10 protein-coding genes and 2 tRNA genes are annotated in these 12,311 nt (G+C 64.7%); 11 read left to right on the top strand and 1 reads right to left on the bottom strand.

Going from position 1 to position 12,311, the window contains the following annotated elements:
- Nucleotides 1-58: 58 nt before the first annotated feature.
- The 11 genes from dnaN (at nucleotide 59) to FB478_RS16385 (ending at nucleotide 11,353) form a co-directional block, all read left to right on the top strand.
- Nucleotides 59-1,183: a DNA polymerase III subunit beta gene (gene dnaN, locus FB478_RS16430; RefSeq protein ID WP_018769877.1), complete on the top strand. Its 1,125-nt coding sequence runs from the start codon at nucleotides 59-61 to the stop codon at nucleotides 1,181-1,183.
- 113 nt (nucleotides 1,184-1,296) lie between these two features.
- A complete protein-coding gene (gnd, locus tag FB478_RS16425; protein WP_018769878.1) occupies nucleotides 1,297-2,181 on the top strand; it encodes a phosphogluconate dehydrogenase (NAD(+)-dependent, decarboxylating) in 885 nt (294 codons plus the stop codon).
- A gap of 45 nt (nucleotides 2,182-2,226) precedes the next feature.
- Nucleotides 2,227-3,432, top strand: a complete 1,206-nt coding sequence (recF, locus tag FB478_RS16420) for a DNA replication/repair protein RecF (RefSeq protein WP_144601135.1) — start codon at nucleotides 2,227-2,229, stop codon at nucleotides 3,430-3,432.
- Nucleotides 3,422-3,976: a DUF721 domain-containing protein gene (locus tag FB478_RS16415; RefSeq protein WP_018769880.1), complete on the top strand. Its 555-nt coding sequence runs from the start codon at nucleotides 3,422-3,424 to the stop codon at nucleotides 3,974-3,976. Before recF ends, FB478_RS16415 begins: the two co-directional genes overlap by 11 nt.
- Nucleotides 3,977-4,354: 378 nt before the next feature.
- A complete protein-coding gene (gene gyrB, locus FB478_RS16410) occupies nucleotides 4,355-6,439 on the top strand; it encodes a DNA topoisomerase (ATP-hydrolyzing) subunit B (RefSeq protein WP_026265861.1) in 2,085 nt (694 codons plus the stop codon).
- A 55-nt stretch (nucleotides 6,440-6,494) separates the two neighbouring features.
- Complete coding sequence (gene gyrA, locus FB478_RS16405) at nucleotides 6,495-9,173, top strand: DNA gyrase subunit A (RefSeq protein WP_144601134.1); 2,679 nt, start codon at nucleotides 6,495-6,497, stop codon at nucleotides 9,171-9,173.
- Nucleotides 9,166-9,837: a DUF3566 domain-containing protein gene (locus FB478_RS16400; RefSeq protein WP_026265862.1), complete on the top strand. Its 672-nt coding sequence runs from the start codon at nucleotides 9,166-9,168 to the stop codon at nucleotides 9,835-9,837. The genes gyrA and FB478_RS16400 overlap by 8 nt, the downstream gene beginning before the upstream one ends.
- A 97-nt stretch (nucleotides 9,838-9,934) precedes the next feature.
- Nucleotides 9,935-10,008: transfer RNA gene (locus FB478_RS16395), tRNA-Ile, on the top strand.
- An 8-nt stretch (nucleotides 10,009-10,016) separates the two neighbouring features.
- Nucleotides 10,017-10,196 carry a DLW-39 family protein gene (locus FB478_RS21245; protein ID WP_395858355.1) on the top strand — a complete coding sequence of 60 codons (180 nt, stop codon included), beginning with the start codon at nucleotides 10,017-10,019 and terminating at the stop codon, nucleotides 10,194-10,196.
- 72 nt (nucleotides 10,197-10,268) lie between these two features.
- Nucleotides 10,269-10,344: transfer RNA gene (locus FB478_RS16390), tRNA-Ala, on the top strand.
- 82 nt (nucleotides 10,345-10,426) lie between these two features.
- Nucleotides 10,427-11,353 carry a DMT family transporter gene (locus FB478_RS16385; RefSeq protein WP_134164849.1) on the top strand — a complete coding sequence of 309 codons (927 nt, stop codon included), beginning with the start codon at nucleotides 10,427-10,429 and terminating at the stop codon, nucleotides 11,351-11,353.
- 1 nt (nucleotide 11,354) lies between these two features.
- Here the strand turns inward: FB478_RS16385 and FB478_RS16380 are convergent, their stop codons facing one another.
- The gene (locus FB478_RS16380; RefSeq protein WP_026265863.1) at nucleotides 11,355-12,230 is read right to left on the bottom strand and encodes a glycosyltransferase family 2 protein; all 876 of its coding nucleotides are present in this window, start codon (nucleotides 12,228-12,230) and stop codon (nucleotides 11,355-11,357) included.
- Nucleotides 12,231-12,311 lie beyond the last annotated feature (81 nt).

The following is a 12,311-nucleotide window of genomic DNA, read 5'->3' as shown; positions in this document are numbered from 1 at the left end:
TTTCCCTGCGAAATTCCCGGGTTTACCTGGCAGCAGCAATGAAAGGCGGCACCCTTCCGTGAAGTTCAGAGTCGATCGGGACGTCCTGGCAGAAGCCGTCACCTGGACAGCCCGCTCGTTGTCTCCGCGGCCGCCGGTGCCTGTCCTCTCCGGCCTGCTGTTGAAGGCTGAAGCGGGAACGGTCAGCCTCTCCAGCTTCGATTACGAGACCTCGGCACGGCTTGAAATCACGGCGGACATCAGGGACGAAGGAACCATCCTCGTGTCGGGCCGCCTGCTCGCCGACATCTGCCGCAGCCTGCCTTCCGCTCCGGTGGATGTCGAAACGGATGGCAACAAAGTCACGCTCACCTGCCGCCGAAGCAGCTTCCACCTGGCCACCATGCCCGAAGCCGAGTACCCCCCGCTGCCTGCCCTGCCGGCCATCAGTGGAACCGTTCCGGGCGACGCCTTTGCCCAGGCCGTTTCCCAGGTCATCATCGCTGCGAGCAAGGACGACACCCTCCCCATCCTCACCGGCGTGCGGATGGAGATCGAAGACGACCTGATAACGCTTCTGGCAACGGACCGGTACCGGCTCGCCATGCGCGAAGTACCGTGGAAGCCGGTTACCCCGGGCATCTCCACCAGTGCCCTGGTCAAGGCCAAGACCCTCAACGAGGTGGCCAAGACGCTGGGCAACAGCGGTGACATCAACCTGGCCCTGTCCGACGACGACAGCCGGCTTATCGGCTTCGAAAGCGGCGGCCGCACCACAACGTCACTGCTGGTGGACGGTGACTACCCGAAAATCCGTTCGCTGTTCCCGGAGTCCACGCCCATCCACGCCACCGTCCAGACGCAGGAACTGGTGGAGGCCGTCCGGCGCGTCTCGCTCGTGGCCGAACGCAACACCCCGGTCCGGCTTGCTTTCACCTCAGGCCTGCTGAACCTGGACGCAGGCACCGGTGAGGACGCCCAAGCCTCCGAGGAGCTGGAGGCCCAGCTTTCCGGTGACGACATCACGGTTGCCTTCAACCCGCATTACCTGATTGAAGGCCTCAGCGTCATTGAGACCAAGTTCGTCCGTTTCTCCTTCACCACGGCGCCCAAGCCGGCCATGATCACGGCCCAGGCAGACGCCGACGGCGAGGACCAGGATGACTACCGCTACCTGGTGATGCCGGTCCGCCTTCCCAACTAGTCCCCATCGGCCGCCACCCCCGCCCCGCAAGCCCGGCCACGGAACCCTGGCGGCGTGGGCGCACGCAGTTGGGCTACACATCCCCCACCAGCGCAGAAAAGAGAACCCGCATAATGCACATTGGACTGATTGGCCTTGGCAAAATGGGATTCAACATGCGCGAGCGGCTGCGCAAAGGTGGCGTGGAGGTCACCGGCTATGACCGGAACCCGGACGTCACTGATGCCGCCAGCGTCGATGACCTGATCGCTGCCGTCCCGGTGCCCAGGATTATTTGGGTGATGGTGCCGTCGGGGGCCATCACGGACGCGGTAATCAGCGAACTCAGTGAAAAACTGGAACAGGGCGACCTGGTCATCGACGGCGGGAACTCCCGGTTCACCGAAGACCAGAAACACGGCGAACTGCTTGCCGCCAAGGGGATCCGCTTTGCGGACTGCGGCGTCTCGGGCGGAGTCTGGGGCCTGCAGAACGGCTATGGACTGATGGCCGGCGGTGACGCCGCCGACATCGAACGCGCACTGCCCGTCTTTGACGCCCTGCGCCCCGAGGGCGAACGGGCGGACAGTTTCGTCCACGTGGGCGGCATCGGTGCCGGCCATTACGCCAAGATGGTCCACAACGGAATCGAGTACGGCCTGATGCAGGCATATGCCGAAGGCTACGAACTACTCGCGGCCAAGGACATCGTCACCGACCTGCCCGGCACCTTCCGGGCATGGCAGAAGGGAACGGTGGTCCGCTCGTGGCTGCTGGACCTCATGGTCAAGGCACTTGACGAGGACCCGGGACTGTCCTCGATCGACGACTACGTGGAGGACTCGGGCGAGGGCCGATGGACCGTGGAAGAGGCCATTGCCAACGCAGTGCCCGCTCCGGCCATCACCGCCGCGCTGTTCGCCCGGTTCGCATCGCGCGAAGACACCTCTCCTGCCATGAAGATGGTTTCCGCGCTCCGCCACCAGTTTGGCGGCCACGCAACCCGTCCCGCCAAGTAGCACCCACCGGGAACCAGCAGCGTTCCCAGAATTGCCGAAAACCGCGTGTACCTGGAACACCTTTCACTGACCGACTTCCGCAGTTACGCCCAGGTTGACCTTGCCCTGGGCCCGGGCGTCACCGTCCTGGTGGGATACAACGGCATCGGCAAGACCAACCTCATGGAGGCCATCGGCTACCTGGCCACGCTCAGCTCGCACCGGGTGAGTTCCGATGCGCCGCTGCTGCGGTTCGGCACGGAGCGTGCCCTGGTGCGTGCCCGGCTGGTCCGCGGAACCCAGGTCACGGTCCTCGAGCTGGAAATCAATGCCGGCCGCGCCAACCGTGGCCGCATCAACCGCAGCAACCCGGTCCGTGCCCGCGATCTTCTCGGCATCTGCCAGACCGTCCTGTTCGCGCCGGAAGACCTGGCATTGGTCAAGGGCGATCCGTCCAACCGCCGCCGCTTCCTTGATGAGCTGCTGGCCAGCCTTATTCCGCATCATGCCGCCACCCGCAGTGACTACGACCGTGTCCTGAAACAGCGCAATGCCCTGCTGAAATCGGCCCGCGCCGGAAAATTCACCGCAGCGCATGAATCCACCCTCGACGTTTGGGACCAGCACATGGCCCGCGCCGGTGCGGAACTGTTGCACGCCCGGCTGGAGCTGGTGGAACGGCTCCGCCCGCACCTGGCCCGCGCCTATGCTGAGCTCACGGACGCCACCAAGCCCGCCGACGCCACCTACCGTTCAACGCTCCAGAACCAAATGGACGACGACGGCGTCCCGGCCGGCGGCGTGCAGCGCGCCGCTGCCGGGGGTACTTCGGACGGGCAGGATGACCTGCGACTTCTCTCGGTGGAACAACTCACGGAACGGTATGTCCAGGCCTTTGCGGAGTCGCGGAAGAAGGAACTGGAACGGGGCATATCGCTGGTCGGGCCGCACCGTGACGAACTGGAGCTGATGCTGGGCCAAGCGCCGGCCAAGGGGTATGCCTCGCATGGGGAAACATGGTCCATGTGCCTGTCGCTCCGGCTGGCCTCGTACTACGTGATGCTGGACGATGCCCGGACCGGAGGCTCGGCGCCCATCCTCATCCTGGACGATGTGTTTGCCGAACTTGATGTCCAGCGGCGGCGTAAACTGGCGGCAATAGTCTCCGGCGCGGAACAGGTCCTGGTGACCGCCGCCGTCGACGCCGATATTCCGGAAGAGCTGTCCGGGCGGCGGGTGAAGGTCATCCCGGGAGGTATCGATGAGCACTGAGCAGGGCGGCGGGCCGCAGCCCGGCCGCGAGCCTGACAACATCGATGCCCCGCAGGCTGCGCTGAACCGGATGCGCGAAGCCGCGGCCGCGCGCGGTGAAGTCCGGCGCAGGGTGGCCCGGCCTGGTTCGCAGAAGGCCAAGGGCGGTATCCGTGACACGCGCGGCTTCAGCCAGTTCCACTCCACGGGCCGCGACCCCCTGGGCCTGGGAAAAGTTGTTGGCCGGCTGGTGGCAGAGCGCGGCTGGACGTCACCGGTGGCCGTCGGTTCCGTCATGGCGGAGTGGGCCACACTGGTGGGGCCGGAAATCTCGGCCCACTGCACTCCCGAAAGCTTTACCGACACCACACTCCACGTGCGGTGTGATTCCACTGCCTGGGCCACGCAGCTGCGGCTTTTGAGCAGCAGCCTCCTCGATAAATTCCGCCGGGAACTGGGCGACGGCGTGGTGACCAGCATCCAGGTACTCGGCCCCTCGGCACCCAGCTGGCGCAAGGGTGGACGCAGCGTCAACGGCCGTGGGCCGCGGGACACGTACGGATAGCCGGCACCCAGCTCTTGAAACTGCGCCCGAGGGCGTGTAGGGCGCTGTAAGGACCGCAGCGTGTATAGGCACCCGGAGGGCGTACCGCGGGGCCGCCCTAGGCGGGACCCAGAGCCTCGGAGGGCCATGTTCACTGGCGGCGAAGGCCCTCCGAATGCAGGGATCTGGACCTGTTCGCGGTAGAATCGATGCAGATAACTGGGCGCGGATGAAACGTTGACACCAGTCCGTTCTCCGCGCGCTATCCGCGTGCGGAGCGTGGAGCACAAACCGTCAACAAGTCACCGGCGCCATAAGTTTGTGCCTGTTGGCGGGTGGCTTTTCCCTGGGAAAAGAAACCGGCCGGCCATCATCGAGAACAGAGGAGTCGCAGCGCCTGTGGCTAACGACAATACAGATATTCTGGCAGCAGATACAGCAGTCGAGGATGGCCGCACCCCTGATACCCCGGCTGCGCCCAGCACCCAAAGGGAATACGGCGCCAGCGATATCACTGTGCTTGAAGGCCTCGAAGCTGTCCGCAAGCGTCCCGGCATGTACATCGGCTCCACAGGGCCCCGCGGCCTGCACCACCTGGTCTATGAAGTGGTGGACAACTCGGTGGATGAGGCGCTGGCCGGCTACTGCAGCCATATCGAGGTGGTCCTTCAGGCCGACGGCGGCGTGAAGGTGGTGGACGACGGACGCGGCATTCCCGTGGACATGCACCCCACTGAACATAAGCCCACCGTCGAGGTGGTCATGACCATCCTGCACGCCGGCGGCAAGTTCGGCGGCGGCGGTTATGCCGTCTCCGGTGGCCTGCACGGTGTCGGCATTTCCGTGGTCAACGCCCTCTCCAGCCGCGTGGACACCGAAGTGCGGCGCCAGGGGCACGTATGGCGGATGTCGTTTGCCGACGGCGGCAAGCCCCAGGGCAGCCTGGTGAAGGGCGAGGAGACGGACGCCACCGGCACCACCCAGACCTTCTACCCCGATCCTGCGATCTTTGAATCCACCGAGTTCGATTTCGAGACGCTCCGCGCCCGTTTCCAGCAGATGGCCTTCCTGAACAAGGGCCTGCGTATCACCTTGACGGACGAGCGCACGGCAGCCGACGACTCGGACGGCGACCTGGACCTCGACGACCTCAGCACCGAGGGTGAGGTCAGCGCAGAGCACCGCACAGTGGTGTACCAGTACGACGAAGGCCTGCTGGACTACGTCAAGCACCTGAACTCGGGCAAGAAGGTGGAGGTTGTCCACGAAGACGTCATCGCCTTCGAAACCGAGGACACGGAACGCCGCATCGCCCTGGAAATGGCCATGCAGTGGACCAGCGCGTACTCCGAGAGCGTGCACACCTACGCCAACACCATCAACACCCACGAGGGCGGCACCCACGAAGAAGGTTTCCGCGCTGCCCTGACATCCCTCATCAACCGGTACGCCCGGGAGAAGGGCATCATCAAGGAGAAGGAAGACAACCTCACGGGTGACGACATCCGTGAGGGCCTCACCGCCGTCATCTCCGTCAAACTGGCTGAACCCCAGTTCGAAGGCCAGACCAAAACCAAGCTGGGCAACTCCGAGGTCAAGGGCTTCGTCCAGCGCGTTGTCACCGACGGCCTGGGCGACTGGCTGGAGCGCAACCCAGGCCCCGCCCGCGACGTCATCCGCAAGGCGATCTCCGCCGCCCAGGCAAGGATGGCAGCGCGCAAGGCCCGGGACAACGCCCGGCGCAAGAGCCCGCTGGAGTCCTTTGGCATGCCTGGCAAGCTTTCCGACTGCTCCTCCAAGGATCCGGAAAAGTGCGAGGTCTACATCGTGGAGGGTGACTCCGCCGGTGGTTCCGCCAAGCGCGGCCGCAACCCCGAGACACAGGCCATCCTGCCGCTGCGCGGCAAGATCCTGAACGTGGAACGCGCGCGCCTGGACAAGGCCCTGGGCAACGCGGAGGTCCAGTCCATGATCACCGCCTTCGGAACCGGCATCGGTGAGGACTTCGACCTCGCCAAGCTGCGGTACCACAAGATTGTGCTCATGGCAGATGCCGACGTGGATGGCCAGCACATCACCACCCTGCTGATGACCCTGCTGTTCCGCTACATGCGTCCCCTGATCGAGAACGGCTACGTGTACCTGGCGCAGCCGCCGCTGTACCGGATCAAATGGTCCAACGCGCCGCATGACTACGTCTACAGCGACCGCGAACGCGACGCCAAGCTGGTGGCGGGACAGGCCGCCGGCCGCCGCATCCCCAAGGATAACGGCATCCAGCGCTACAAGGGCCTGGGCGAGATGGACTACACCGAGCTGTGGGACACCACCATGGATCCCGACCACCGCACGCTGCTGCAGGTGACCATGGACGATGCCCTTGCCGCCGACCAGATCTTCTCCGTCCTCATGGGCGAAGACGTGGAATCACGCCGCAACTTCATCCAGCAGAACGCCAAGGACGTCAGGTTCCTGGACATCTAAGGACCCGCTCCAAAGTATTCAGAACCAGACATATACCTGAAACGGAAAATAAAGAATGAGCGACGAAACCCCCGAGATTCCCGCCCCCGAGGCCGGGACTCCGGACACCGTTCCTGAAGGCGACGTGCTGATCGACCGTGTGGAACAGGTGGACCTGCAGACCGAAATGCAGCGTTCCTACCTGGACTACGCCATGGCCGTCATCGTGGGCCGTGCCCTTCCGGACGTCCGTGACGGCCTCAAGCCCGTGCACCGCCGAGTCCTGTACGCGATGTTCGACGGCGGCTACCGCCCCGACCGGTCCTTCAACAAGTGCGCCCGCGTGGTGGGCGAGGTCATGGGCCAGTACCACCCGCATGGCGACACCGCCATCTACGACGCCCTGGTCCGCCTCATCCAGGACTGGACCATGCGCTACCCGCTGGCCCTTGGCCAGGGCAACTTCGGTTCGCCCGGCAACGACGGCGCAGCGGCACCCCGGTACACCGAAACCAAGATGGCACCGCTCGCCATGGAAATGGTCCGGGATATCGACGAGGAAACCGTCGACTTCCAGGACAACTACGACGGCAAGAACCAGGAACCCACCATCCTGCCGGCAAGGTTCCCCAACCTGCTGGTGAATGGCTCCTCGGGCATTGCCGTTGGCATGGCCACCAACATCCCGCCGCACAACCTCCGGGAAGTTGCCGACGGCGTGCAGTGGTACCTGGCCAACCCCGGCGCCACCCGGGAAGAACTGCTCGAGGAACTGCTGGTGCGGGTCAAGGGCCCCGACTTCCCAACCGGCGCCACCATCCTGGGCCACAAGGGCATCGAGGACGCCTACCGGACCGGCCGCGGTTCGGTCACCATGCGCGCAGTGGTTGCGGTTGAGGAACTGCAGGGCCGCACCTGCCTGGTGGTCACGGAGCTCCCGTACCAGGCCAACCCTGACAACCTGGCCATCAAGATCGCCGAACTGGTCAAGGACGGCAAGATCTCAGGCATCGCCGACCTCCGGGACGAAACCTCCGGCCGCACCGGCCAGCGCCTGGTGATCGTCCTCAAGCGCGATGCAGTGCCCAAGGTGGTGCTCAACAACCTTTACAAACACACAGAGCTGCAGAGCAACTTCTCCGCCAACATGCTCGCCATCGTGGACGGCGTTCCGCGGACACTCAGCCTCGATGCGTTCATCCGGCACTGGGTAACCCACCAGATGGACGTCATTGCGCGCCGTACCCGTTACCGCCTGCGCAAGGCGGAAGAGGAAGCCCACATCCTCCGTGCCCTCCTTAAGGCACTGGACATGCTGGACGAGGTCATTGCCCTGATCCGTGCCTCCAACACCACCGAAGCCGCACGCGACGGATTGATGGAACTGCTGGATATCGACGAGCTGCAGGCCCGGGCCATCCTGGACATGCAGCTGCGGCGCCTGGCCGCCCTGGAACGCCAAAAGATCCAGGACCGGCACGCCGAACTTGAAGCCCTGATCGAGGAGTACAACGCGATCCTGGGCTCCGAGCAGCGCCAGCGCGAGATCATCAGCGTCGAACTGGGCGAAATCGTTGACAAGCACGGTGACGACCGCCGGACCAAGATCCTGATGGGCTTTGATGGCGACATGTCCATGGAGGACCTCATCCCCGAAGAGGAGATGGTGGTCACCATCACCCGCGGCGGCTACGTCAAGCGCACCCGCAGCGACAACTACCGGTCGCAGCAGCGCGGTGGCAAGGGTATCAAGGGTGCCCAGCTTCGGGGTGACGATGTAGTGGAACACTTCTTCGTGACCACCACCCACCACTGGCTGTTGTTCTTCACCAACCTGGGCCGGGTCTACCGTGCCAAGGCGTACGAGTTGATGGAAGCGGGCCGGGATGCCAAGGGCCAGCACGTGGCCAACCTGCTGGCATTCCAGCCGGATGAGTACATTGCCCAGGTCCTTGACCTGAAGGACTACCAGCAGGCGCCGTACCTGGTCCTGGCCACCAAGAGGGGCCTGGTGAAGAAGACCAGGCTGGAGGACTATGACACCAACCGTTCCGCAGGCGTAATCGCCATCAACCTGCGCGACGGCGATGAACTGGTCTCCGCCCAGCTTGTGTCGGAAACCGACGACCTCTTCCTGGTGTCCCGCAAGGGCCAGTCCATCCGCTTCACCGCTACGGACGACGCGCTGCGCCCCATGGGACGTGCCACCTCGGGTGTGACCGGCATGAAGTTCCGTGAGGACGATGAACTCCTGGCTGCCGACGTGGTCACCGACGGCTCATTCGTGTTCGTCGTAACTGAGGGCGGCTACGCCAAGCGTACGGCCGTGGAGGAATACCGCCTCCAGGGCCGCGGCGGCCTGGGCATCAAGGTGGGCAAGTACCAGGAAGAGCGCGGGCACCTCGTGGGGGCGCTCATTGTCCAGGAGGAGGATGAAGTCCTGGTGGTCATGGAGGGCGGCAAGGTTGTCCGCTCCTCCGTTGCCGGTGTCCCGGCCAAGGGCCGTGACACCATGGGCGTCATCTTCGCCAAGCCGGACAAGAACGACCGGATCATTGAGGTGGCACGCAACAGCGAACGCGGTCTTGAGGACGAGGAATCCTCGGGGGATGACGTAACGTTGGCTGAAGATGGCGGGACCGCTGGGGAATCCGCCGAGCCAGCAGTGGTAGAAGAATCACCGGCCGTTGAGTCAGAGGACGCCTCGGGCGACGCTGAGCCGAACGAAGACAACACGGAGGTAACGAGTGAGTAATTCCGACTCATTTCCCAAGCCGAACAGTACTGTTCCCGACGGGAACCGGCCTGCAGGGGCTCCCCGCGTGAACGCCCCCGTACGTCCGCAGCAGCGGCCGGCAGCCCCTGCCGGCGCTCCCGGCCAGCGACCTGCTGTCCCGGGCCAGCGGCCGCAGCAGGGAGACCGTCCCGCGCAGCCCGGCCAGCGCCCCTTCCAGGGCCCTCAGGGGCAGCGCCCGGCACCGGCGGGGCAGCGTCCCGCCCAAGGGGCCCCGGGCCAGGGGACGCCCGGCCTGGTCAAGCCGGCGCCGAAGGCCAAGGTCCGCCGGGCCCGTCTTCTGATCAGCAAGGTGGACCCGTGGTCCGTCCTGAAGATGGCGTTCCTGCTCTCCGTGGCCCTGGGAATCGTTACCGTGGTGGCCGCCATTGTCCTCTGGACTGTCCTGGACCTGACCGGGATCTTCGACCAGGTGGACAGCCTGCTCGGTACGCTCGCAGGTTCTGAAAGCGGCGGCTTCGAACTGAAGAAGGTGGCCTCACTGGGACAGGTCGCCTCGTTCGCCACCATCATTGCCGTGGTCAACGTCGTCCTGTTGACGGCGCTGTCCATGCTGTCAGCTGTCCTCTACAACATTTCTGCCACCCTGGTGGGCGGCATTGGCGTTACCCTCACCGACGACTAGGAAGCCATTTCCGCCGGCCCAAAACCGGCGGAAAGGCCCGATTTGAGATCGGGCCGGGGTGTGCTGTAAAGTCATGTCTCGGCCCGATGAGGGATCGGGGCGTATAGCTCAGGCGGTTAGAGCGCTTCGCTGATAACGAAGAGGTCCCAGGTTCAAGTCCTGGTACGCCCACGGAACCTGTGCAGGTTTCAAACAAGGGTCAGGGATGGATTCATCCATTACCTGGCTGGAACGGGGAGCATGTGAAGAAGTTGCTTGTACTGGCAGCGGCAATCGCAGGCATCCTGGTCTACCGGAAAGCACAGGAATCCGAAGCCCGGAAAACAGTCTGGAGCAAGTCAACCGATACGGTGGATTAGCCCGGGAGCCCGCACCGGGAGCCTGTCAGGGGCTCCACGGTTCTAGGGTATGATTGACGGGTTGCTTCTTATGGGGGCATGGCGCAATTGGTAGCGCACCTGCTTTGCAAGCAGGGGGTTCGGGGTTCGAGTCCCCGTGCCTCCACCATAAGGAAGTCCCGGTCAGCGGAAACGCTGGCCGGGACTTTTCGCTTTCCATCTCTGTCAGGGACGAGCTTCAGGGGGTTGCCGTGAATCTGATCATCGCGGCCCTCGGCGTTCTCGGCGTCGCCTCATCGGGCCCCCTGATAGCGGCCACACTTGGCGCAACCAGCGTCAGCGCCCTGGCCATTGCCTTTTGGCGGAACGCCATCGGAGCGGCCGTCATGGCCACGCCCACCCTGGTCCGGGAGCCCCGCCAGTTCGGCAGGATTTCCCGCCGCGAGTTCGGCTGGTCGTCCCTGGCCGCGGTCGCCCTCGCACTGCACTTTGCCTGCTTCATCACTTCCCTGCAGCTCACCTCCGTAGCCGCTGCAACAGCCCTGGTCTGCCTGCAGTCGGCCTGGATTGCGGTCCTCCAGCTCTTCCGCGGCACCCGGCACCGCTGGCAGGTCCTGGCCGGTCTGGGCATCGCCTTCGGCGGGGTCGTTGCCATCACCGGCTTCGACCTCGGAACCTCACCGCAGGCACTCACGGGAGACCTGCTGGCGGTGGCCGGTGGGGCACTGGCAGGCCTCTACACCCTGGCCGGGGGCAAGGCGCGGCAAAGCATGACCACCGGAACCTACACCACGCTTTGCTACGGGATGTGCGCCGCCCTCGTGGCAGGACTGGCGCTGTTCGCCGGCCAACCCCTGGCCGGGTTCGAGCCCGCAGGCTGGCTGGGAATCGCAGCCATCACCGTCTGTGCGCAGCTGGTGGGCCACACCGCATTCAACCACCTGCTGGCCACCATGAGCCCGCTCATCGTCTCCATGATCATCCTCCTGGAGATCCCCGGGGCAGCGCTGCTGGCTGCCGTATTCCTGCACGAGACCCTGCCGGCCGGCACGTACGCCGGACTCGGCCTGATCCTGGCTGGACTCGCCGTCGTGGTCCTGGGCCAGAGGGCCGCAATGGCAACGCGGCGCGGAACGGCCCCGCCGCCGGACCGGCTCGCGGAGTTAGGGACGGACTGAGCTACTGCCCGCCGCGGCGCACGGGCTGGGCTGTGTTGACCGTGTGGATGGCCCGGAGGAGCTTGGCCGGGAAATATACCGAGAAGAAGACCACCATGGGGGCCTTCAACGCCATCTTCCTGACATTGTGGGCTTTATAGGTCCGGTCAAAACGGGTGACGTAGTAGCGGTAGTCGCGCGGGGAATCCTCCAGCCGGCGTGCCGACATCCCGGACACCATTTGTGGCCAGTACCGTACCGGAAGCTCATGATCGGCCAGGTGCAGGGACAAATCGATGTCCTCGTGCATTTCGTCCTTTTCGTCGCGGCAGGTCTCGGAGCGGATGGTCTCCCAGGCACTGGCCCGCAGGGCCATATTGGAGCCGAACAGGAAATGGTACTGGTGCTTGGCCAGCTTGAGCATCAGCTGGCGCATTTTATCGTCGGCCTTGAGCCCAAAGCGGCGCATCGGCATGTCGTAGTACACCACAGGGCCCGTGGCAGCCTGGACGGACCAGTCAGCGAAAGCCTTCTGGACCTGCTCAACCCAGTCCGGCTCCACGATGGAGTCCGCGTCAATGCGACCCAGGATGTCCCCGGTGGCGCTGTCCAGACCGAAGTTCCGGGTGGGGATCAGTCCCTGCTCCCGGTCCTGGCTCAGCAGGATGATGGGACTTTCCGGGTACTCAAGCTGCATCTGGCGGACAATGTCGGCAGTGCGGTCTTTGGAGAGGTTGTCCACCACGATGATCTCGTGGGCGGGAACGGACTGGTAGATGGCAGCGATGAGGCACTGCCTGATCACGCTTTCCTCGTTGTATGCCGGGATGACGATGGACACGCGGAGCTGTTCGGCTGCGTCGTTCAAGGCATCCCCAGAGGGTCGATTGGCTGGCATCACTACAAATCTAGCACCCGGGCCACCGCCTGCCTTATGCGGTGGCCGCGCTTCTGCGGCGGCTCGGGAGTCTGTGGAGGG

Origin of the sequence: Arthrobacter sp. AG367 (assembly GCF_007828995.1) — a bacterium.
GTDB lineage: Bacteria > Actinomycetota > Actinomycetes > Actinomycetales > Micrococcaceae > Arthrobacter.
The sequence above is the reverse complement of the archived record's forward strand: the minus strand, read 5'-3'. Positions and strand labels throughout refer to the sequence as shown.

Coding starts and splice junctions, on each gene's coding strand:
- gnd (WP_018769878.1), top strand. CDS start 1,297: ATGCACATTGGACTGATTGGCCTTGGCAAAATGGGATTCAACATGCGC.
- FB478_RS16415 (WP_018769880.1), top strand. CDS start 3,422: ATGAGCACTGAGCAGGGCGGCGGGCCGCAGCCCGGCCGCGAGCCTGAC.
- gyrA (WP_144601134.1), top strand. CDS start 6,495: ATGAGCGACGAAACCCCCGAGATTCCCGCCCCCGAGGCCGGGACTCCG.
- FB478_RS16380 (WP_026265863.1), bottom strand. CDS start 12,230: ATGCCAGCCAATCGACCCTCTGGGGATGCCTTGAACGACGCAGCCGAA.